The sequence below is a fragment of the Wolbachia endosymbiont (group A) of Anoplius nigerrimus genome (assembly GCF_947251795.1).
Lineage (GTDB): Bacteria > Pseudomonadota > Alphaproteobacteria > Rickettsiales > Anaplasmataceae > Wolbachia.
This window is the reverse complement of the sequence record NZ_OX366385.1, coordinates 587,360-611,416: the sequence shown is the minus strand read 5'-3', so window position 1 is coordinate 611,416 and position 24,057 is coordinate 587,360. Positions and strand designations below refer to the sequence as shown.

General features: G+C 35.6%; 14 protein-coding genes. 9 read left to right on the top strand and 5 right to left on the bottom strand.

The window, feature by feature from the left end:
• Positions 1–90 precede the first annotated feature (90 nt).
• The 6 genes from tig (at position 91) to OPR26_RS03175 (ending at position 8,683) form a co-directional block, all read left to right on the top strand.
• Positions 91–1,425 carry a trigger factor gene (tig, locus tag OPR26_RS03200; RefSeq protein ID WP_265016278.1) on the top strand — a complete coding sequence of 445 codons (1,335 nt, stop codon included), beginning with the start codon at positions 91–93 and terminating at the stop codon, positions 1,423–1,425.
• Positions 1,426–1,436: 11 nt separating this feature from the next.
• Entirely contained in the window at positions 1,437–2,063 is a 627-nt protein-coding gene (gene clpP, locus OPR26_RS03195; protein WP_253302826.1) for an ATP-dependent Clp endopeptidase proteolytic subunit ClpP, read from the top strand.
• On the top strand, positions 2,063–3,340 hold the full coding sequence (clpX, locus tag OPR26_RS03190) for an ATP-dependent Clp protease ATP-binding subunit ClpX (RefSeq protein WP_265016212.1): 1,278 nt from the start codon (positions 2,063–2,065) through the stop codon (positions 3,338–3,340). Before clpP ends, clpX begins: the two co-directional genes overlap by 1 nt.
• A 15-nt stretch (positions 3,341–3,355) precedes the next feature.
• Positions 3,356–5,806 carry an endopeptidase La gene (lon, locus tag OPR26_RS03185; RefSeq protein WP_265016211.1) on the top strand — a complete coding sequence of 817 codons (2,451 nt, stop codon included), beginning with the start codon at positions 3,356–3,358 and terminating at the stop codon, positions 5,804–5,806.
• Positions 5,807–6,102: 296 nt separating this feature from the next.
• On the top strand, positions 6,103–7,398 hold the full coding sequence (locus OPR26_RS03180) for a Na+/H+ antiporter NhaC family protein (RefSeq protein WP_265016210.1): 1,296 nt from the start codon (positions 6,103–6,105) through the stop codon (positions 7,396–7,398).
• Positions 7,399–7,432: 34 nt separating this feature from the next.
• Positions 7,433–8,683 carry a cbb3-type cytochrome c oxidase subunit I gene (locus tag OPR26_RS03175; RefSeq protein WP_265016277.1) on the top strand — a complete coding sequence of 417 codons (1,251 nt, stop codon included), beginning with the start codon at positions 7,433–7,435 and terminating at the stop codon, positions 8,681–8,683.
• 1,013 nt (positions 8,684–9,696) lie between these two features.
• Here the strand turns inward: OPR26_RS03175 and OPR26_RS03170 are convergent.
• On the bottom strand, positions 9,697–11,649 hold the full coding sequence (locus tag OPR26_RS03170; RefSeq protein ID WP_265016209.1) for a hypothetical protein: 1,953 nt from the start codon (positions 11,647–11,649) through the stop codon (positions 9,697–9,699).
• A 256-nt stretch (positions 11,650–11,905) separates the two neighbouring features.
• Between OPR26_RS03170 and OPR26_RS03165 the strand changes: the two genes are divergently transcribed.
• Positions 11,906–13,261, top strand: a complete 1,356-nt coding sequence (locus tag OPR26_RS03165; protein WP_265016208.1) for a phosphomannomutase/phosphoglucomutase — start codon at positions 11,906–11,908, stop codon at positions 13,259–13,261.
• Positions 13,262–13,367: 106 nt separating this feature from the next.
• Here the strand turns inward: OPR26_RS03165 and OPR26_RS03160 are convergent, their stop codons facing one another.
• Complete coding sequence (locus tag OPR26_RS03160; RefSeq protein ID WP_096616857.1) at positions 13,368–14,219, bottom strand: Rpn family recombination-promoting nuclease/putative transposase; 852 nt, start codon at positions 14,217–14,219, stop codon at positions 13,368–13,370.
• Positions 14,220–14,429: 210 nt separating this feature from the next.
• On the opposite strand from OPR26_RS03160, the gene ppdK reads away from it, so the two are divergent.
• The gene (gene ppdK, locus OPR26_RS03155) at positions 14,430–17,156 is read left to right on the top strand and encodes a pyruvate, phosphate dikinase (protein ID WP_265016276.1); all 2,727 of its coding nucleotides are present in this window, start codon (positions 14,430–14,432) and stop codon (positions 17,154–17,156) included.
• A 1,249-nt stretch (positions 17,157–18,405) separates the two neighbouring features.
• Here ppdK and OPR26_RS03150 read toward each other — a convergent pair.
• On the bottom strand, positions 18,406–19,701 hold the full coding sequence (locus OPR26_RS03150) for a Na+/H+ antiporter NhaC family protein (RefSeq protein ID WP_265016207.1): 1,296 nt from the start codon (positions 19,699–19,701) through the stop codon (positions 18,406–18,408).
• 175 nt (positions 19,702–19,876) lie between these two features.
• On the opposite strand from OPR26_RS03150, the gene OPR26_RS03145 reads away from it, so the two are divergent.
• Positions 19,877–20,836, top strand: a complete 960-nt coding sequence (locus tag OPR26_RS03145; protein WP_265016206.1) for an RluA family pseudouridine synthase — start codon at positions 19,877–19,879, stop codon at positions 20,834–20,836.
• A gap of 7 nt (positions 20,837–20,843) precedes the next feature.
• Here OPR26_RS03145 and OPR26_RS03140 read toward each other — a convergent pair whose 3' ends face one another.
• Together OPR26_RS03140 and aspS are read right to left on the bottom strand one after the other, a co-directional pair.
• Entirely contained in the window at positions 20,844–22,106 is a 1,263-nt protein-coding gene (locus OPR26_RS03140; RefSeq protein WP_265016205.1) for an MFS transporter, read from the bottom strand.
• A 61-nt stretch (positions 22,107–22,167) separates the two neighbouring features.
• Positions 22,168–23,970, bottom strand: a complete 1,803-nt coding sequence (gene aspS, locus OPR26_RS03135; RefSeq protein WP_265016275.1) for an aspartate--tRNA ligase — start codon at positions 23,968–23,970, stop codon at positions 22,168–22,170.
• Between the last annotated feature and the right edge of the window lie 87 nt (positions 23,971–24,057).

Sequence of the window (24,057 nt, the reverse complement as noted above, 5' to 3'; positions counted from 1 at the left end):
AAAACCTGTTCTTAAGGATTGTGTTTAACTTAAATTCTGGTAAAATGACTCTATTAAGATATGAATTAAAATATTAATAAATGAATTATGGTGTCTAATAATATACCTCAAAATACAGTCGAAGTAAGTAGCGTATATACCTACAAAGAGCTTAGTATAGATAAACTAAAGTATGAGTATGAAATCACAGTTAGTAGTGATTATATAAAACAAAAGGTAAATTCCAGGTTGCAAGAGATAGCAGAAAATGCAAAATCACCTGGATTTAGGGCTGGAAAGATGCCCTATGACCTTGTTGTTGCAAATTATAAAAACGAAGCTTTGGAATATGTGATAAATAATACAATTGATTATTGCTCAAGTGATTTGATGAAAAAAATTGAAGTCAAGTCTCACATTTATCCTAAGGTTGATGTTATATCATTACCAGATCTGGGCAAAGAAAATGAGGAGGGCAATTTTGTATACAAGCTATCTTTTGAGTCGATGCCTGAAGTACCGATGATAGATCTTGACAAAATAAACTTAAAGAAAATTGAAGCAAAGATTGAAGAGGAAGATATAAAAGAATTTATTGATTCTATTAAAACAAAGTTCCCCAATTTCGCCTCTGTTGATGATGCTTCTTATCAAGCGAAAGATGGGGATAAATTGATAATTGATTTTGAAGGGCGGATTAGGAATAAACTCTTTCAGGGTGGAAGTAGCAAAAATTTTGCCGTTAATTTAGGGTCTGGCACATTTATTAATGGTTTTGAAGATCAATTAACTGGTATGAAAAAGGGCGAAACAAAGGACTTTAAGTTGAAATTTCCTGAAAATTACCAAGCCATTTCCCTTGCAGGACAGGAAGCTGATTTTTCTGTGCGAGTTAATGAGATTCAAATTGCCAAAGATTTTGAAAATGATGATGAAATAGCTAGGAGTATTGGTTTTAAAGATTATTCTTTGCTAATAAGTCATGCAAAAAAAATGATTGGTGATCAGTGCACCGAAATGAGAAATCTCTTAATTAAAAAGGAGCTATTTGATTATTTGGATGCTAATTATAGTTTTGATTTACCCACAGACATAGTAAAACAGGAGCAACAAAGAATGGAAGGAGAACTGGGTGCTCAAAATGATTCTCGTAAAGAAGCTGAAAAACGTGTAAAGCTTGCTATGTTATTTATGAAATTTAGTGCAGAACATAAAATATCATTAACTCAAAATGATGTTTTGAATGTTATTGTAAATCAATATGTCAGTAAGGATGTACCGTTTGACAGAGTACTTAAGCATTTTGAATCAAGCAAACAATTTCAAGAATTAGTTAGAGGGCAAGCGCTTGAGTATAAAGTGACAGATTATATAATAGAAAAAGTTAGTAAAGAAGAGCAGATTGCTTCTGTGAAAGAATTAAAGGAATTATTTGATAATATTTAATAGGAAAAGGTATGACTCTTATACCAATTGTAGTTGAACAAACTAGTCGCGGTGAGCGCGCTTATGACATATATTCAAGACTAGTGAAAGAAAGAATAATTTTCGTAACAGGTCCTATTGAGGACAACATGGCCAGTGTAATAGTAGCACAGCTTTTATTTTTAGAATCGGAAAATCCCGATAAAGACATTTTTATGTACATCAACTCACCAGGTGGTGTTGTAACTGCTGGTTTGTCGATCTACGATACAATGCAGTATATAAACCCAGACGTTTCAACTTTATGTATAGGTCAAGCTGCGTCTATGGGTTCCTTATTGCTTGCATCTGGTACAAAAGGTAAGCGCTACTCTCTACCTCATTCAAGAATTATGATACATCAGCCATCTGGTGGTTATCATGGTCAAGCAACTGATATAGAAATACATGCTAATGAAATTTTGCGAGTTAAGAAAAAACTAAATCAAATTTATGAAAAACATACTGGAAATTCGCTGAAGAAAATTGAAGGAATGATGGAAAGAGATAAATTCATGGATCCTGAAGAAGCAAGGAAAATTGGCTTAATTGACAGGGTGATAGCTGAGCGTACAGATATTGAAATTGAAAATATTAAAGTTAAACAAAAGGTGGGTTAATGGATAACAATAATGATTTACACTACTGTTCTTTTTGCAACAAGGCGCAAGATGAAGTAGATAAATTGATTACTAACTCCTCGGATGGTTTAAAGGTGTTTATTTGTAATGAGTGCATAGAATTATCCCATAAAGCAATAAGTCAAAAGAAAGATAGGTCTTTTAATTCAGATCGTATATCTGATATGAAGCTATTACTAAAGAAACCTGAGGATATAAAAAATTTTCTCAGCAAGCATGTTGTAGGTCAAGAACACGCGCAACACGTTTTATCTGTAGCTATGTATAACCATTGTCAATCCATGGTACAATTTCATGCTATAAGTGATATTGAAATCGAGAAGTCAAATATAATGCTTATTGGTCCCACTGGTTCTGGTAAGACTTTGCTAGCCAAAACACTTGCTAAAGTTTCAGATGTGCCATTTGCTATGGCTGATGCGACAACTTTAACTGAGGCAGGTTATGTGGGTGATGATGTAGAAAGCGTGTTGTCGCGTTTATTACAAGCTGCAAATTATGACGTTGCAAAAGCACAGTGTGGTATAGTGTTTATAGATGAAATAGACAAGATTACAAGAAAATCTGAAAGCACTTCAATAACCCGTGACGTTTCAGGTGAAGGGGTCCAGCAAGCTCTGCTTAAGATTATGGAGGGTACAGTTGCTTATGTTCCGCCACAAGGAGGGCGAAAACACCCACAACAAGAGTTTATACAAGTGGATACTAGTAACATACTATTTATTTGTGGAGGAGCTTTTGAAGGCCTCGATAAGATTATTGAAGCGAGAAAAAAGGGAACGTCAGTTGGCTTTGGAGCAGATATAAGTCAGTCTAAAGAGCAAAAGAAAAAGAATGCTTTACATGATGTTCAACCTGAAGATTTAATCAAATTCGGTTTAATACCCGAATTTGTAGGGCGGGTTCCAATAACTGCTGTTTTAGATGAGTTGGATCATGAAGATTTAATACATGTGTTGACAGAGCCAAGGAATGCACTAATAAAACAGTACAAAGCATTGCTTGCGTTTAGCAAAGTAAACCTTGAGTTTTCAGATGAAGCAATATCAGCTATTGCTAAAAAGGCTATAAGCTATAAAACAGGTGCAAGAATGTTACGTGCTATCTTGGAATCACTTTTGCTTGACGTTATGTATACAGCTGGAAACGGAGATTTTGAAGGTAGCACTATAGTAATCACTAAGAAAATGGTAGAATTAGGAAAAGCAACGGTTAATCATAATAATAATGGCAATGTTATAACGGTTAATGATTAATTTGAGGCATATATTATGAACATTGAACGTGCTGTAAGCTCTAGTTTTACTGCATTGCCAGTATTACCTTTAAGAGATGTAGTAATTTTTCCAAATATAATGGTGCCTTTATTCATAGGCAGAGAAAAATCTGTTAATGCACTAGAATATGCAACAAGTAGTAGTCACCAAAATGAGATTTTTCTTGTAGCACAGAAAGATGGCTCTGTTGATAATCCAGAGCCTGAAGATCTTTATGAAGTAGGTGTGTTAGCAAACATTATACAACCATTAATAAAATTGCCTGACAATGCAGTAAAAGTTATAATCCGGGGGATAAGAAGGGGAAGAGTTGTAGAATATATTAGCTCTCATACTTTATTACAAGCCAGGGTAGAGTTAGACAATCATTATAAAGAAGATGAAGACAATATTGATTTAGAAGCTTTAAGGCGATCTGTTATAGACGCGTTCGATAGCTGGTGTAAGCTAAACAAGAAAAATCAGCCTGAAGTTGCCATTAACCCCATTGATCAAATCAAAGAAGTTGATCAACTTGTAGACACAGTAGCTTCACATTTAAATATAAAAGTATCGGATAAACAAAGCATACTTGAGGCTTATGACCCAAAAGAGCGTTTAAAAAAAGCTTTTGCTTTTATTGAGAGAGAAATAAGTATTTTGAACGCACAAAACCGTTTATATAAGACAATTAAATCGCAAGTTGAAAGCACTCAGAAAGTTTACTACCTTAACGAGCAATTGAAAGCTATACAGAAAGAATTAGGCGAATTTGAGAATGGTGATGAAGGGAATATACTCAATGAATTTGAAAAAAAGATAAATGAAACAAAGCTTTCTCAGGAAGCAAGAGAGAAAGCTATAACTGATTTGAAGAGATACAAGAAAATGAATCCCATTTCTCCTGAAGCTACAGTTATATCTAGTTACTTGCATTGGTTGCTTGAGTTGCCATGGGGAAAGTACAAAGATGCAAAAATTAACTTAAATGCAGCTAAGAAAATCTTAGATGAAAATCATTATGGCATAGAGAAAGTAAAAGATAGAATAATAGAATTTTTAGCGGTATTAAAAAGAGTAAAAGAGATAAAAGGTCCTATACTTTGCTTAGTTGGACCGCCAGGTGTTGGTAAAACTTCTTTAGCTAAGTCTATGGCAAGAGCAGTAGGAAGAGATTTTGTTCGCATAGCTCTTGGTGGTGTGCGTGATGAGTCTGAGATACGAGGGCATAGGAAAACTTATATTGGCTCAATGCCTGGTAAAATCATTCAACACATGAAAAAAGCTAATTCATGCAACCCGCTTTTTCTGCTTGATGAAATAGATAAGATGGGTTCTGATTCGCGTGGCGATCCTGCATCTGTATTACTTGAGGTTTTAGATACTGAGCACAATAAACACTTTACGGATCATTACTTGGAAGTTGAGTTTGATCTTTCAAGTGTAATGTTTGTAGCTACGGCAAACAGCTTAAATTTACCACATCCTTTGCGTGATAGGATGGAAATTATACAATTGTCCGGGTATACTGAAGATGAAAAAATCAGTATTGCTACACACCACCTTATTCCGAAGTTAAAGAAGGAGCATGGTTTGTATCAGAAGGAATGGGACATAACTAATGAGGCGTTATACGAGTTGATACGTTTATATACACGTGAAAGTGGTGTGCGGAGTATGGAAAGGGAGCTTGCAAAGCTCATGAGAAAGGCAGTTAAAGAAATATTGACTGATAAAAATAAGAAAATATCCGTAGGGGTTGACAATTTACAAGATTATTTAGGGGTACGTAAATATACCTTTGGCATTGCGGAAAATGAGAGTTTAGTAGGAATAGTAACTGGGCTCGCCTATACTGAAACAGGTGGTGATATTTTGATGATAGAATCAGTCCTAATTCCGGGCAAGGGAGAAATAAAATACACAGGAAAGCTTGGAGAGGTTATGCAAGAATCTATAAAAGCTGCGTATAGTTATATTCGATCAAATTGTTTATTTTTTGGTATAAAGCCCGAAAAATTCCAAAATAATGATATACATTTGCATGTACCTGAGGGTGCTGTACCAAAAGATGGCCCTTCTGCTGGCGGCGCGGTATGTACGTCTATTGTTTCTCTTATGACAAATATACCAGTTAACAAAAATGTTGCTATGACAGGCGAAGTGACATTGCGTGGTAGAGTTTTAGCTATCGGGGGCTTGAGAGAAAAATTGCTTGCAGCGCTCAGAGGATCAATCAAAACTGTGATTATACCAAGTGAAAATGAGAAAGATATGCAAGAAATTCCGGCAAGCATCAAAGAAGGGATCAACGTAGTTTTTGCTAAGAATATTGATGAAGTTATGAAAGTTGCTTTAATGCACCCTACTACTCCAATTGATGGTGATGATAATCAAAATAGTGTGCCTTCCTCTATAGAAAGTAAAGATGATACTTTTCCTATGTCGGAAACATTGAAGCATTAGATTAAAAAAATATTATCAATCTCCATTTCTCTTTTATCCGGCAAAAATCCACCAACTTGCGCATTCCATAGGGATATGACTTGCTTTGTTGTTATGTCATTCATATTTTTTACTTATTCTATCTCCCAGTTTAATTCAAGTAGATGATAACAATCATATTATAATAGTCCTTTTCATGGAAACCTTTTCTGGTAGATTGCTTTCTAGAAAAACATTGGTCAAGGTGCTAACTGTGGTTTATAATAATATAAATTATATCATAGTTGATTTGCGTTTATCAGAGCTGGAGTAGAGATATGTTTTATCTTACAAATTTTTTACCTATTTTACTGTTCCTATTTCTTTTTGTAGGAAGTGGTATATATTTTACTGTTCTTGGCGTGTCAAATGCTTTTTATCAGTTATCTCCACTGGTAGCCATTGTTCCTGCCATAGCTCTGGGTTGGGTTTTATACAAGGGCAATACTGAAGAAAAAATGTATGCCTTTCTAGATGGGGTAAGAGATCGTAATATTATCACTATGTGCATCATTTTTTTACTTGCAGGTGCATTCAGTGAAGTAACTAAAGCAATCGGTAGTGCTGATACCACAGTTAATTTGGCTCTTTCATTTATACCAACACAATTTTTACTCATAGGATTATTTTTTGTAGCAGCTTTCATCTCCACTGCTATTGGTACATCAATGGGCACCATTGCAACAATTGCTCCTATTGCAGTTGAACTGACACAAGCTGGGATTTCTCCTTCCTTAGGAGTTGCAACTGTTGTAGGAGGAGCAATGTTTGGCGACAATTTATCTATTATCTCTGATACTACAATTGCATCTGTGATGTCTCAAAAGGCTGATATAAAGAAAAAATTAAAACTGAATGCAAAAGTAGCACTAATTGCTTCTATATTCACAATAATTATATTATTTTATAGCTCAAGCAATAGTGCTGCTATTTCAGTTAAGGAGTATTCTTTATTGCTTGTGACTCCTTACATAATACTTATATTGCTTGCAAACTTTGGAATAAATGTATTTACGGCATTGGTTTTAAGCATAACTTTTGCTGGAATCATTGGATTTATAAATAACAACAATTATGGTTTATTGTTTTTAAGCCAAAACATCACTAAGGGGTTTATGAGTATGCATGAAATTATGCTACTGTCATTGATGGTTGGCGGGCTTTCAGGATTGGTAGGTAAAAATTCTAAGGAGCTTGCAGATAAACTTTCATCTTGGGTTATGATACAACGTGGTGGACAAAAAACTGCGCAATTATTTATTGCAAAAATAGTCAGCATATTTGATATTTTACTTGCAAATAATACCATCGCTATAATTTTTAGCGGTGAAATTGCTAGAGATATTGCTAAGAAATATGAAATACCGCCTCACTATAGTGCAGCATGGCTAGGCATATTTTCTTGTGTATTTCAAGGATTAATACCGTATGGCGCTCAATTGCTTTTGGCTAGCACTATTGCTGGAGTTTCACCTTTGGCAGTCGTGCCACACGTATACTATTGCTATGTTTTAGGTATTATTGCAGTGTTATATATTGTATTGAACAAAATTGAGAAAAAAGATTGTGCTTAATATACAAGACAACGCTCCGCTCTGTAGAAAATGGATGTTCTTGGCAGTATGTGCTCTTGCTTGCTCTGGGTTACTGTCAATAATTGTTATTTTTCTACGATTGCCTTTTATCTCCTCTCTTGTTCCTTTTGCACAATATATTTTTGATAATGCGCTGGTAATACACGTGAACTTGTCAATTTTGGTGTGGATGTGCTCTATAATATCTCTGCTCTTTATCATAAACCTACAAAATACCAATAGTTGGTTTAACTTTTCATGGGTTCTATCAACCCTTTCGATGCTGCTCATGTTTATATCTGCATTTGTTCCAAACACTGAAGTTATCAAAAGTAACTATATTCCCGTGTTACAAAACAAATTATTTTTACTTGGACTCAGTTTATTTATTGCCAGCATATTAATAAATGCAGTTCTTGCATATATGTCAAATAAGCAAGCCTCATACCTCTGCATGGGACAAATTGGACTGGTTATTATACTTGTATCGTCATTTCTTTGCTTTGTTTTAGCATATAATAATATGCCTCCAGGTCTATATCATTCAGATAAGAATTTGTTTTACGAATATCTCTTTTGGGGAGGCGGACATTTATTGCAGTTTGCTTTTACTCAAGGAATGTTTTTAGTGTATTTAATAATCAGTGATGTTAGTTTAGCTTCAAACAGTAAAATTACTATTTTACCACTATTTATAAACACGATTTTAGCTGTAGGCGCACCGTTTGTATATTTTGTTTATCCAGTTGATAGTGCCAAGTTAATACAGTTTTTTACTTGGCATATGAGGATTGCTGGAGCAGTTTTGCCGTGCTTTTTGATAATATTAGTGTGCTGCAACATCAGAACTTTTTTTAATGATAAAAGCAACTATTTATTACATTCATTTTTGTTGTTCACTTATGGAGATGTGCTCGGAGTGTTGACTATTGAAGGAAATGTCACCATTCCCGCTCATTATCACGGTTCTGTAGTTGGGATCACTATAGCTTTTATGAATTTCATTTATTGGCTGTTACCTAAATTAAACTGTAAAGAGGTAAAAAACTCTATTGTGAAATTACAGATTTATGCCTACAGTATAGGGCATTTTCTCCATATCACTGGCCTTGTGTGGCTTGGTGGGTATGGTGCTTTAAGGAAGGTTGCAGATCTGCCAAGTATTTCATCAATGTTGGCACGTGCTTGTTTTATTGCGGGTGGAGCTATATCAGTTATTGGTGGAATGTTGTTCGTAATAATTGTGCTTTTACATCTGTTAAAAGGCAAAGCGCGTACCAACTAACCCATAGAAACGAAAAAACTTACTTGACAAGCTCCGCCAGCCCCCTTATCATAAACACTGAAGCTATTTATTTATCTTCTCTGTACAGATTAAATGACAAAAAAACTCACGTATCTGGCGTCTCATGTTTAATTTTTTGCACTATGTGCACCTTATGTCTTTATAAAACTTCTAGGTTTTTACCTAATATAAGCTAAAATGCGCTTATAAAGCATTTAAAACATAAAAAAACGCCAACTTAAAAAATGGATAGTGAATAACTAGCTACCCTAGGGTTTCTTTTGCCTTTTTTTCTGTTTAGTAAATTTCTTAACGTTTATAATTTAGATTAGTTGCGGTTTAAAAGCAACTAAATCGCGGTTATTAAGTGTTTAGAATAAAAAAACGCCATACTTGAAAGTATAATGTAAGTAATTAGCCAACCACGGGGCTTCTTTTGCCTTTTTTTTTATTTGGTAAATTTCTTAAACATTTATAGCTAAACGACAACCGTTATCCCGCTACGTGTTAGCGGGATCTCTTGTTAGCGGATGAGATACCGCGAATGAATCGTGGTATGACGGTTCGTGGCGGGATGACGGTTAAGCAATTCGTCATCCCGCTACGTGTTAGCGGGATCTCTTGTTAGCGGATGAGATACCGCGAATGAATCGCGGAATGACGGTCTGCGGCGGAATGACGGTTCATGGCGGAATGACGGTTAAGCAATTCGTCATCCCGCTACGCGTTAGCGCCGTGGCGCATAAGTGTTGAAAGTGCAGTCACACAAGGTGATTAATGGTATGTAAATCTCCTCTTGATATCAACCTTCGTTGTTGGGAAAGCAGATAAACCACGTCAAAAATTCGCTTAAACCTTCTAACCACAGGCAAAAAGGCGCTTTTTTGATTTATTTTATTATCATTGAAATTTATGCCATTAACCACCTTATATAATGCCACTTATAGCACTTTCAACACTTATGCGCCGTGGCGGTACGACGTCTTAGCTATAGTTAACAATAGAAGCAAAACTCATCCTTTTGGAAGAGGAGGAGATTTTTCCGGACCCTTAGCAGGGACTGCGTTTGGATTTGAGAATTCTGTTTTCACATATTCACCTTTTTCATTATATAAATCATGGAAATCATTCATTTGCACGTCAGTTTGAACTTCCACTTCCTTAGTCTCTCTTTGGTCTGTTGAAGATGATGCATCAACTCCTGCATTTTGAGTAGCTTTTTGTTTTAGTTGTTTATTTTCTTCTTGCGATTGTTCCAAAAGTCCCTCTAATTTTTTAATCTTATTCACATTCTGCTTTAATTGTTCTAACATTTGATTATTGAATTCAGCTTGTGTACCTTGGTCTTGCTGCTGCATGCTTGTTCCTCTACTTTCATATTCAACTTCAGTTTGAGTTGCCTGACCTTTTTCCTGCTGTAATATGTTCTGCAGTTGCTCTAGACTCTCTTTGACAGATGCCAGCTCTTCCTGTGTACATGTTAACATTCCTTCCTTTTCCTTAAGCTGTTGTTTAAGCTTATCTATTTCTGATTGTTGCTTTCTGAACGATGTTGAATCTGTACTTTTTGCTCTTAATTGTCTAAATAAATTTTCCTTTTCTTCTGCCAATTTTTCTATTTGCTCAGTCAGCTTATCTTTATTATTGATAAATTCAATCTCAGCTTGTTTTAGTTTACGGGTTAAATTTTCAATATACTCACTATCTTCGTTTTTTACTTCCGAATACTTTGCCCTTAAATCTTGAAGCTTTCCTTCTAATTTCTGGCTCTCTCTTACTATCTGCTGTATCTTTTCATCCTTCTGCTTAATTTCTTTTCTCAAACTCTCTATTTTCTCATTTTTCTCCACTTCTTCTATCTCATCTGCAAGAGACTTTTTACCTATACCAGATTGCTGAATTGCCATTTCTGAATCTTCTTTTTCTTTGTACAGTTGATTTAATTCCTTAACTAACTCTTGATTCTTTAATTGCTCTTTACTCATAAGCGACTCAATTAAAGTACCTTGTTCCTTTATTCTTTGATTTTTTTCAGATATAACTTGCCGTTGTTCATTAACTTCATCTCTCAAGAAGTCACGCTGCTCTGCAAGTTTGTTAATTTCATTTATAGTCTCATCTACTCCTTTTAATCCTTCTTGTTCATACTTTCTCTCATAATCTTTGTGCATTTTTTGTTTATCGTAGTCGTCGTCAATGTATCCATTAGTGATTTCAAACTCTTCATCACCAACCTCGCTCTCAACAGAAAGAGAACTTCTACGCGAACCAGGAGAGGAATACCCACTGCTGCTTGGTGTAGGTGACTGTGGTGATATATGTGGATCTTTTGTAAATATTTCCTCTGCTGGTACTTGCTGATTGTCTACACTCCTGGACATGTCAGTAAAAGCTTGATGCAGAGTTTTTCCATTGATAAAAACTTCTTTATTCTGCTCAACTAATTTTAATATTTTATCTTTTGTTTCCTCTGGTGTGAACTTTAAATCACCAAACTTTGGCTCACCAATAACACTTTGTATACCACCAGAATCCAATTTTACGGTCATGCTACAGTCTATGCTGTTACCTTCAGAATCCTTAGCCTGCCAGTTAATGGTCATTTCACATGAACTGGAACCAGCAAAATCATAGTGCCTTTCGCTGCCTTTTTTGGTTGCAGTTATTTGACTATCTTCCCCTAAAGATATGTTATAAACCTTACCTTCACTGCTGGCCCTTAAAATATTGCTAATTTCTATTGGTCTTTCTTCATTTTCAAATCTAATTTTGAAGTCATTATCTGTTGTTGAGTACACTAAGAAATTTTGATTTGGTAAAGATGCTTCAAATTCTCTATGTGTTTCATTTATTAATTGCTCAAAATTTTGGAACTCCTTTTCCCACTTTAAATTTATCTGTTCTGTAATATCCTCATCTTTGTGTAAAGGACCAATAAAATACCAGATTAAATTTTTTTTCTCCAATTGTTTTATAGTCTCTTGAAAGCTGCTATAAGATTCAATCGCATCTAAAATATCCTTTTTCTGCTGTTCATCTACATTTAAACTTTGACTCTCAGCTATAAATACATTTTCGTTTTTCTGTGGCATAATTTTACATCTTTAAAAAATACACTACAATATTAACAGATTTTTTTAAAAAGTCAACTAATTGTTGAGTAAATAAACTTGAGCACTTGTCCATTATGTTATATAGTAGTTACTCCTTAAGCAGTGCAGTATGGACAATACCATTATAAGAAAATACGATATTAGAGGTATAGTAGGCAAAGATTTGCAGATTAATGATGGGTACGAGATAGGTAGAAAGTTTGGCCAAACCGTAGCTAGTGTTTGTGTCGGCTACGACAGCAGAATAGATTCACCAGGTATAGAAAGAGAATTAATTAGGGGCTTAACTTTATCTGGAGTAAATGTTATACGCGTTGGGCTATGCTCTTCACCTATGCTTTACGCTGCAACACAAATCACACAGGCGGATCTTGGTATCATAATAACTGCCTCTCATAACCCCAGCGAATATAATGGCTTTAAATTTTTTAGTAATAAAAAAGTCTTCTCAGATCAAGAGATAAAGGAAATTATAAGCAGTCCAATTAAAAACAGCACAAGAATTGGAAGCTTAATTAACATAAATATATATAGTGAGTACATTCGCATATTAAAAAGTGCAGTGAAGAATAATACTACACAAAAATTAAAAATAGCCTGGGATTGTGGAAATAGTCCAGCAAGTGGAATCATAAGGTATATTGAAAAGATCTTGCCCGGTCATACGCACATCGTAACCAATAACTCTATAGATGGGGCATTTCCACTGCATGATCCAGATCCCATAGAGGAAAAAAATCTCGCTCAATTAATTGACATTGTGAAGGAATATGAATGTGATCTTGGCATTGCGCTAGATGGTGATAGTGATAGGGTGCGCTTAATTGATAATAAAGGCAGTGTTGTTTCCAATGACCATTTATTTATAGTTTTTGCACGTGAAGTGTTGGAGGAATATCCAGAAAGCAAAGTTATTGCTAACGTAAAAATGAGTATGAAAGTGCATGATTTTGTTAGCAAGTTAGGAGGGCAAGTTATCACCTGTGCTACTGGACATTCACTAGTTAAGAAGAAGATGGTAGAGGAAGAGGCAAAGTTTGCTGGTGAATTAAGCGGGCACTTCTTCTTTTCTGAGCTAAGTTTTGATGATGGGCTATATTCTGCTGTTAAAGCAGTTGGCATTTTGCTTAAGAAAAACCAAAGCCTATCTCAGGTGATTGAGGATTTACCGAAGTTATATATCACTCATGAAGTAAAGATTGTAGTGAAAGATGAGAAAAAGTTTCAAATAATTGAATCAATAAAGAAAACACTGGAGCAGCAAAATATTGTATTTTCAGATCTTGATGGTGTTAAGGTAACCGATAATAAAGGTTGGTGGCTTCTTAGGGTATCAAATACGCAAAACTGCATTACAGCAAGATGCGAAGGAGAGACTTTAGAAGGTTTTGAACTTACTAAAAAGGTTTTGTTCCATTACATTGATGAAGCAAGGTCTTTAAATTGTAGCTACTCACAGAAATAAATTTGATTTATAAAATTGGCATGAAAGTATAAAGATAAATAGGCTAAATGTACTTATCATCTGGTCAGGCTGCAGCATTATTTCGTGTAACCGTTTGCGGGTCCACTTAATTCTGCAATTCTTTGATCTCACTCATGGAGAGGCCAGTAAACTTAACAATAGTGGTGACATCAACATTATTAGCTAGCATTGTTTTTGCAACTTCAATTTTTCCTTCCTTTTTAGCATCATCAAGTTTTTGTTCAAGAACAGCCCGTTCATCACGAATACGTTTTATTTCCTGTTCGTAGGCAATAAATTCTTTCTCTGACCAGTTGAATCTATTTAGTTCTTCATATGCCTTTTTAATTATTACATCACTACCTATTATCTTTTCCAATTCTTCTTCGCTAGTTTCATCTGCATATTTAAAATAATAGATCCATTTTTCAACTATACTCTCCAATTGGTCTTCTTTAGTTTTAGGAAATTTTGGTAACTCAATAAATGTAAAATAAAAATCTTTTAAATCATGTTCATAGCTATCTTTGTCTAACATTACATGATCTGACTTATACTCAGATTTATTAGGAAAGAGAATACAATCAGCAATAGCTATAAAAATGATTTCTTTAAGATCCTGATATTGATCACCTTTATCAGCTTGCCTTGAATAAGCTTTAGCAGCGTAATATTGAGCGCGTTTTTCAAAGCCTTTAGTTTTGGCAACTTGCATTTCGACTATTACTTGCACCCCATTTTCATCCCTGCAAAGAACATCAACGATACTTTGTTTTTTAGAGGCAATTTCAGCATCTTGAATAGTGCTGAGGAATTCTATTTCTTTTATTTCATCTTTGCCAGTGAACCCCAAAATATCATTGAGAAAGTGAATGAGGATGTCTTTATTTTTTTCAGTACCAAAAATACGCCGGAACGCAACATCATTCTTGGGGTCGAGAAATTTAGAAAGAGCCATAAAAAAATTTTTAAATGTATCTTTATATTATATATTCTTATTGATAATAATTCAATAATTTGTCATCTTTTTTGTTAACTTTACTGATGTTGCCAGAAGGAACGTTGTTGCAAAATTTTGTAAAATTTATTATCCTAAGGTTTCAAGTTCTCACAGGTTTATTGGAACTATATGTACAATGTGTTTATCAGTGAAAATCCGGAGAAAATGATGGGGGAAAAGTTAATACATTACTTTAGCCAGGGTAAATGCGAAGGCAATGCAGAAATGAAAAATCTGCTGGGAGGAAAGGGGGCAAATTTAGCAGAAATGTGCAATGTTGGCATTCCTGTTCCACCTGGTTTCACAATTTCCACCTCTGCTTGCGAAGTCTATTATCAAGACAATAGATCTTCTGTTATCCAAGTAGCTGACTACTCGGATCCAGAAAAAAATGTGGTCACGCACTGGAATGACATATGTAGTGGAATCAAAAACTACATGGCGATGCTCGAAAATGACATCGGTTGTAAATTTGGGGATTTAAATAATCCCTTATTAGTTTCAATACGCTCTGGTAGTGTTAGTTCAATGCCGGGCATGCTTGATACTATTTTAAATGTTGGTCTAAATGATGAAACCGTTGTTGGGCTTGCAAAAAAAAGTGGCGAACGTTTTGCTTACGATAGCTACTGCCGTTTCATCATGATGTACTCCAATGTTGTACTACAGCTTGATCATCACCTATTTCAAGATGTTGTTGATAATGAGCAGCAAAAGAGTGGAGCAAAAAGCTTAGCTGATCTTGATGTTGATGTTTTAAAGAGAATTGTTAACGATTTTAAAAAGATAGTATATGAAAAAACTGAGAAACATTTCCCGCAGAACGTTGAAGAGCAATTGTTAAACTCAGTTAATGCAGTATTTGCCTCTTGGAAAAATGATAGGGCTGTTTCCTATAGAAGAATACATAATATTCCTGAAAACCTTGGAACAGCGGTCAACGTGCAAGCAATGGTTTTTGGTAATTTAAATGATAATTCTGCAACTGGTGTGATATTTACACGAAATCCTTCAACTGGAGAAAAAAAGCTTTTTGGTGAGTTTTTGGTTAATGCTCAGGGTGAGGATGTGGTTTCTGGTGTTTATACTCCTATGCCAATTGACGGAGAGCAAAAAAACACCATGGAGAAGTTGCTGCCAAGTGTCTACCGAGAATTATGCGTGGTATGTGAAAAACTTGAAAGGCATTATAAAGACATGCAGGATATCGAATTTACTGTGCAGGACGGTAAGTTATGGATTTTGCAAACTAGGTCTGGCAAGCGCACGGCTGAAGCTGCTATTCGCATAATAGTTGATATGGTAAACGAAGGAACGATTACAAAAGAAGAAGGGATATTGAGAATTGATCCAAAAACCTTTGACAATTTATTGCATCCAGTTCTTGACGTTAAGAGTGACCAAAAAGTAATAGGGAAGGGGCTGCCGGCTTCTCCAGGGGTTGCTTCTGGATATGTAGTGTTTAGTGCAAGTGATGCTGAAAAAGCTGCAGAGCAGGGCAAAAAAGTGATTTTAGTAAGGTCAGAAACGAGTTCTGAAGATATTAATGGAATGAATGCTGCAAGTGGCATAGTAACAGCACGGGGAGGGATGACCTCGCATGCTGCTGTTGTAACCCGTGGAATGGGTAAGCCATGCATTTGCAGTGTGAGTGGACTTTATATCAATAAAGATGGAACTTTCTTTTCTATAGGGGATACAAAAGTAAAGAAAGGTGAACCAATTACTATCAATGGAGGGACAGGGGAGGTTATGCTTGGCATTCTTCCTACAATTTCACCTGAATTATCGCAAGAATTCAAAACGATAATCAACTGGATAGATGAAATCAAAACGATCAAAGTGAGAGCGAACGCTGATACTCCAAAAGATGCAAAAATTGCAAAAGAATTCGGTGCAGAAGGTATAGGCTTATGTCGCACAGAACATATGTTTTTCGCTAGTGATAGAATCGAATTCATTCAAAAATTGATAATAGCTGACGATGAAAATGAAAGGGCAAATGCGCTCATTAAACTGGAAGAAATGCAAAAGTCTGATTTCAAAGAAATATTTTCTATTATGGAGGGCAGGGAGGTCACTATACGGTTGCTTGATCCGCCTTTGCATGAGTTTTTACCCAATAATCAGTCTACTATAGAAAAAATTGCTAAATCACTTAGTAAGTCAGTTGAGTCAGTAAAAAATAAAATAGCACAGTTATCAGAAAAGAACCCAATGCTTGGCCATCGAGGTTGTAGACTTGCCATTTCTCATCCTGAAATATATAGCATGCAGATTAGGGCAATACTTAGTGCTGCAAATGAGCTAAAAAAGGAAAAAAGTGTAGAAATCAAGCCTGAGATCATGATCCCTTTTATAATGAATGAGAAAGAATTTATTCTGATATGCGAGCTAGCAAAGAAAGAATCCTCTGTCATCTCACAGACGCAGATTCCAGCGTCACACGCTGGAATGACATCAGACAAGGCTTATTCAATTGGAACGATGATAGAACTACCAAGAGCAGCACTGATTGCTGATAAGTTAGCAAAACATGCAGAGTTTTTTAGTTTTGGCACTAATGATTTAACGCAAACAACCATGGGACTTTCAAGAGATGATTCAGTTAATTTCCTCGATTCTTATAAGGAAAGCAATATATTTGACAATGATCCATTTGAAGTGCTGGACATCGAAGGGGTAGGGGAGTTAATCAAGATAGCTATTGAAAGAGGCAAAAAAACCCGAAAAGAAATAAAGCTGGGTATATGTGGAGAGCATGGAGCAGATCCAAAATCTATAGAGTTTCTCATCAAGTCAGGGGTGGATTATGTTTCATGCTCACCCTATAGAGTACCGGTTGCAAAGTTAGTGGTGGCACAGTCTAGTGTAAAATCTAAGTTTGTTGGGTAAGTGAGAAATATAGCAATAATATAACCACTGGCTCACTTAGACAACTGTGTCAAGCACTGGAATGACACCCTACTTAACCGTCATACCGCGATTCATTCCATAGCTGTACGAACATTGTGATTTGAGAGCAATTTCCATAAGGGAGGATGTCATCCCAGCGCTCCTTTTTTTGTCATCCCAGTGCCCAGACACTGGGATCCAGACTTTAATTGTTATACTTGTAAATAAGTCTGATAAAAATAAACGTTCATCTCAAAATGCAGTATTTTTGTTGAAATAGCTCAACTGGATCCCAGTGTCTGGGCACTGCCTTTGTGTTTGAGGCAAAACCTGCTATAACATTTAACACACTGCTTTCACAAACGAATGTTCGTACAGTTGTGGATTCACTCGCGGTATCTCTTAGCCGCTAACACATAGCGGAATGACGAAGTTATCGTCATTCCACCGCGAACCGTCATACCGCCGCGGCGCATAAGTGTTGAAAGTGCAGTCACACAAGGTGATTAATGGTATGTAAATCTCCTCTTGATATCAACCTTCGTTGTTGGGAAAGCAGATAAACCACGTCAAAAATTCGCTTAAACCTTCTAACCACAGGCAAAAAGGCGCTTTTTTGATTTATTTTATTATCATTGAAATTTATGCCATTAACCACCTTATATAATGCCACTTATAGCACTTTCAACACTTATGCGCCGCGGCGCTAACAAGAGATCCCGCTAACACGTAGCGGGATGACGGTTGTCGTTTAGCTATAAATATTAAGGAATTTACCAAATAAAAAAAAAGGCAAAAGAAGCCCCGTGGTTATTATCCGCTTTAAAATATTGGCGTTTTTTATGTTTTAAACGCTTGACAAGCGAGATTAAGCTGCTTTTAATTGCAACTAACCTACGCTGCAAATGTTTAAGAAGTTTACCAAGCAGAAAAAAAGACAAAGAATCCCCGAGTTAGCTAGTCCTTTACTATCTCTGTCGAGTATTGGCATTTTTTGATGTCTTGTAACGCTTTGTAAGCGCGTTCAGCTTATTTAGATAAAAATCTAGATGTAGATGAAGTTTTGTAAAGACATATAGTATCTATATACTGCAAAAAATTGAACATAAGACGCCGATACATTAAGTAATCCTTACCTTTTAATCTGCAGATTGGCGAAAGCAAATACAATAGCTTCAGTTTCATGATAAGGGGGCTGGCGAAGTTTGTCAAGTAATTCCGTTTCTTATGGGTAAAAAAAAGAGAAACTCTAAGTTGCAGCCGCACAATGTTTCTCTTTTCTGCTGTTGATGATTATTTCGCCTATTGTAACTGCTGCTAGAATAAAGCAGTAATATACCTGTGTTAATAAAGAAACAGGTGATACAGAAGCTATACTTCCTGCTAGCAATAGCTGGGAACCATAAGGTAAGATGCCTTTTGTAGCACAAGCAAAAACATCTAATAAGTATGCACTGCGGTATGGTACAATATCGTGTTTCTGTGCGAGTCTTTTTGCAATGCCACCACTTAGTAAAATAGCAATGGTATTATTGGCAACTAAGGTAGTAAACATAGACGCAATTCCTGCTATCACAAATTCAGCTTTAGTTTTTGTGATATTGCTTTCATCGATGAGTTTATGCAACGCTTTTTGACCTTGTTTGTACATTATATGGCTCAACCCACCGATAAATAGAGCAAATATCACTATTTCGTTTACTTTTTTGAAACCGTCATACACGTCATGAGGAAATTGAACGATGGCATAGTCAAAAAAAGCTATTCCTAGCACACCAGCAATAATTATGTTTACAGTTATTGTTACTAAAGTGGTGACTTCAAGCAGCCCCATGATTATTAAAGAAATATAAGGAATAATTTTGATTATAGAATAATAATCTAAATTTGATATAGAAATAATTTTTGTACTACTTGAAATCACTGCCAGATAGGTGAGTGTTATAATACCTGCAGTAAATGCAACCTTAGAGTTTATTTTAAGTTTATCTTTTGCTGAAGCTCCCTGTGAAGAAACAGATGCAATGGTGGTATCAGATATCATCGAAAGGTTGTCACCAAATACAGCACCACCTACCACAGTTGCAGTTCCTATTTCAAGACCAAAAGCTCCACTTTTTGCCAGATTAACAGCTATAGGCACCATCAGCGCAACAACTCCCATAGATGTGCCAATTGCAGTTGAAATAAAAGCAGAAGCCAAAAATACTCCAGGCAGCAGTAATCTTGCTGGAAGGAAATTAAGAATTAAATTAGCAACAGTGTCTGCGCTACCAATTGATTGAGTAACCGCAGAAAATGCTCCAGAAAATAGAAAAATTAAACACATAGTAAGGGTATTTTTGTCACCCATGCCCTCGATAACAGTATCGATGTTATGCTGAATTTTATTTGTACCACGTGAGACAGCAAAAAATAGTGCTGGTAATAAGCAGATTACTGGTGAAACCTGATGAAGTGGATTATCAGTTCCAATAAAAGAAAAATAAGCACCACTTCCAAGGTACAAGATTAAAAAAATAATCAAAGGGACAAAAGCTGTCATTTCACTGTACCTCAAACTTATAACTATAACTAATTAAGTGGTTTTAAGCAAGTTTGGTTTTCACTAGTTTTGCAGGAAGTTGACAGCAGAGTTTTAAACTTCATATTTAATCTACTAAATAGATAGCACATGTAGCCGAAGGGTTTATATCTTGTGCTATACTTTATTTTATGTCATGCAAACAGTTGATATTAGCATACATCCAAATAGAGTAATGGAGAATATAAAAACCATATCAGTAGAAGACGATAACGTTAGGTTGGATAGGTACATCAGAAGAATCTTTCCTGATTTAAAGCAATCTGTAATTGAAAAATCTTTAAGGAAAGGATTAATCAAAGTTGATGCTTGCAAAGCAAAGTCTAGTGATAGAGTAAATTCTGGACAAACTATAACGCTGAAGCACTTGAATTATATTGAAAACGCTAATTCTGATCGCAAATATAATGAAAAGTTAGTGAATTTACTAAAAGAGAACATATTATATGAAGACGAATATATACTAGCTATAAACAAACCCGCAGGAGTAATCGTTCAAGGTGGCGTAAAAGTAAAGATTAGCATTAGTGATTTGCTTGACCAAATAAGAGAGGGAGAAACATTTAAAATTGTCCATAGGCTAGATAGAGATACGAGTGGAGTGATAATATTCGCACGCAATGCTAGTGTTGCGAGATATCTTATGGAGGAATTTAAAGGACGAAGAGTAAAAAAAACTTATCTAGCATTAACATCTGGCATGCCAAGCAAGGATAGTGGAATAATAGATTATCCGTTGGTAAAAAAATATATTTCTGGTCAAGAAAAAGTGGTCGTTGATGAAGGCTCACCTCAAAGTGCCACTACGCATTTTTCAATTATAGCAAGGTTAAAACATAATGTTGCTTATTTAAAATTACAACCAATTACCGGCAGAACCCATCAGTTACGTGCACATTTAGCTCATATAAATTGCCCTATTCTTGGTGACGGTAAATACGGTGGTAAAAAAGCTTTTATTGATGAAGTGGCAAATAAAATTCACCTTCATTCGCATTCTTTATCTTTAAAATTGCCAAACAATAAAGAAATTACTATTACCGCTCCTATCCCTAAGCACATTGAAAAGTCTATTGAAGCGCTATTTTTCGACTGAAACGATTTCACCAATCAACTTTTCTGTCTTTGGCTTTGATTTGAAGCACAGATATTAGGCTAATTAATGCGCAGGCAGTAAGATAAATGCCTGCTGCAAGTTTTGTTTCGGTTTTTTCTATAAGCCACATGCATATGGATGGAGAGAGGCCACCAAAAATTCCTGCAGATATATTATTTGCTAAACTTACACCGATGCATCTAACTTTTGTTGGGAATAGTTCACAAACAATAGAGCCATACATTCCAAAAGATGCGCCTACTGGTATAGTGATCAATAAGTAAGTTATTATTACAACGTAGTGGTTGATAGAAGACAATAATAGTAACACAAATAAACCAATTAAAGATAGTATTATTAGTATAGGAACCATTACACGCTTTCTTCCAACTTTATCAGATAGAATTGCAAAAAGTACTGCAGATACTGCAAATACAATCTGTATTACTATCCTCATTAAATCTTTAATACTAATAGATAAAATAACTAGCTCTTTTATTGATACATTATAAAACATTATTGCTGCGTAGACAATCGCATTCTGAGCAATCCCCAGATTAATTGAAATGATAAGCGGTCTTTTATAGTTTCTTATTAGTTCTAACAGTGGTGAACGTGATAAATTATCAGCATACTTATTAGTTTTATATGCTAAGCTTTCTTTTAATATGTACCTAGTTAAAAAACCTATTGTCCCCAAAAAAAAGCAAAAATAAAAAAGCAACTTCCATCCCCATATTTCATAGTTCTCACCTGTAACTCTTTTGCAGATAAATATCATTGTTATGCATAAGAGCGTTCCAAGGGCTCCGCTAAAGGGCTTCATACTTCCTAAGAAACCTAGATTTTTTTTATCTTTTGAATGCTCTATCGTAAATGCTGTATTAATGCTTGTTTCACCTCCTGCAGTTATTCCTTGCACTATTCTACAAAACACAAGCAATACAGGTGAAAGCAACCCTATTTCTTTATACCCAGGTATAATTCCCATAATTGTGGATGATATTGAAATTAATATTACTGAAGTAAGTAAAGTCTTTCTTCTGCCATACTTATCTCCCATGTAACCAAAAATTACTGCACCAATTGGTCTAAACGCAAAACCAATTGCAAAAACACCAAGGAATTTGAGTGTACTCAAATAATGATCTTCTGATGGGAAAAAAACGTTGATGATTGTATCTGTTAATACTCCAAAAAGAGTGAGTTCATACCACACAATCATGTTACAGATCATGCCAGATAGTATTGCTTTTTGGATATTATTCATGGTCTTTCAATTTAACATAACCTAATATATCATTAACCGGTGCTCCTTGCTATAAGATTTTTCATTCAATGATCTGCAAAAACAGTTCACGTAAGTGTTTATTGTCCACTTTGGAAGGGGCGCCCATTAGAACATCTTCACCCTGCTGATTCATAGGAAAACAGATTACTTCACGAATGTTTGGCTCATCCGCAAGTAGCATAACCATTCTATCAACTCCTGGTGCTATACCGCCATGAGGTGGTACTCCAAATCTGAATGCACGTACGAGTGCGCCGAATTTTGTATCGACTTCTCCCCGGCTATAACCTGCAATGGCAAAAGCTTTATACATGATATCCAGTTTGTTATTGCGAATCGCCCCGCTTGACAGTTCTATTCCATTGCAAACAAGATCATATTGGTAAGCAAGGATATCGAGTAGATTCTTTTCCTCTAAATCTTTCAGACCACCGTGTGGCATAGAAAATGGGTTATGAAAGAAATCGATTTTTTTACTTTTATCGTCATATACAAAATAGGGAAAATCAATGATCCAACAAAACTTGAAGATATTATCATCTATAAGACTGAGTTCTGACCCTAAAAGAGTGCGTACTTTTCCTGCAATTGTTGCTGCCTCATTCTCTTTGTCAGAAGCAAAAAATACGCTGTCTCCAGACTTTACATTCGTTGTTTCTTTTATAGAGTTTAGCCTATTGTCATCGAGGAATTTAGCAATTGGGCCTTTCGCAGTTCCATCTTTATCAAACGTTATATATCCGAGACCCTTAGCACCGAATTCTCTTTGCGCATGTTCTATCTTTTTATCAAAGAAGCTGCGTGGTTCCTCTGCTGTTTTAGGTGCAGGGATGGCTCTCACTACCATACCACGCTCAATATTGCTTTTGAAAATATTGAACCCTGAATCACGGAAAATTTCTGTAACATCGCTGATTAATAATGGATTGCGCAGATCTGGCTTATCAGAACCATATTTGAGCATTGCCTCTTTATATGTGATACGTGGAAAATCTTTATCGACAGACTTACGAGAAAATTTAGCAAACACTTTATATAAGGTAGACTCAATAATCTGAAAGATGTCCTCTTGAGTCACAAAAGACATTTCAAGGTCTAGCTGGTAAAATTCCCCAGGAGAGCGGTCAGCCCTTGCATCTTCATCACGAAAACACGGTGCGATTTGGAAATATTTATCAAACCCTGAGACCATGAGTAGCTGCTTAAAAATCTGCGGAGCTTGCGGCAATGCATAGAATTTACCAGGATTTAGCCTGCTTGGCACTAGGTAGTCGCGTGCTCCTTCAGGAGAGGAAGCAGTGAGTATTGGAGTTTGAATCTCTAAAAATCCTCGCTCTATCATGAGCTTGCGAAGTTCTGCAATAATTTGTGAGCGCAGAATAATATTGTTGCGGGTGTTTTCTCGCCTTAAGTCAAGAAAACGATATTTAAATCTCATATTTTCTGGGTATTCTTGTTCGCCAGCAATGCTCGCTAATATACTTCTTTCTTCTTTTGCTATTTCTTCATCACAGTGGAACTCAACTTCTGATTCAACGTGTAAATTGCTAACTACAACCTCAATTTTCCCGGTTGCGATAGAGCTGTTTACCGTATCTTCAGTTCTAGCTTCAACTGTTCCTGTAACAGTAATTACACTCTCCAATTTTAAATTTGATATCTCATCAAAAAAGTCTTTGTCATTATTAAATACTAGTTGAGTGATTCCATAGAAGTCTCTTAAATCAACAAAGATTAGGTTACCGTGATCGCGCTTACGGTATAACCATCCAGAGAGGGTGACTTCCTTTCCTACATCATTCTTCCTTAATTCATTGCACGTGTGAGTCTTGTAGCAGTTCATATTTGTTTCACTTCTAAATTCTTTAAAAAGTATAGAAATAAACCTTACTACATACAAGCCCATTTGTCGGATATTTGTCCAATTTAC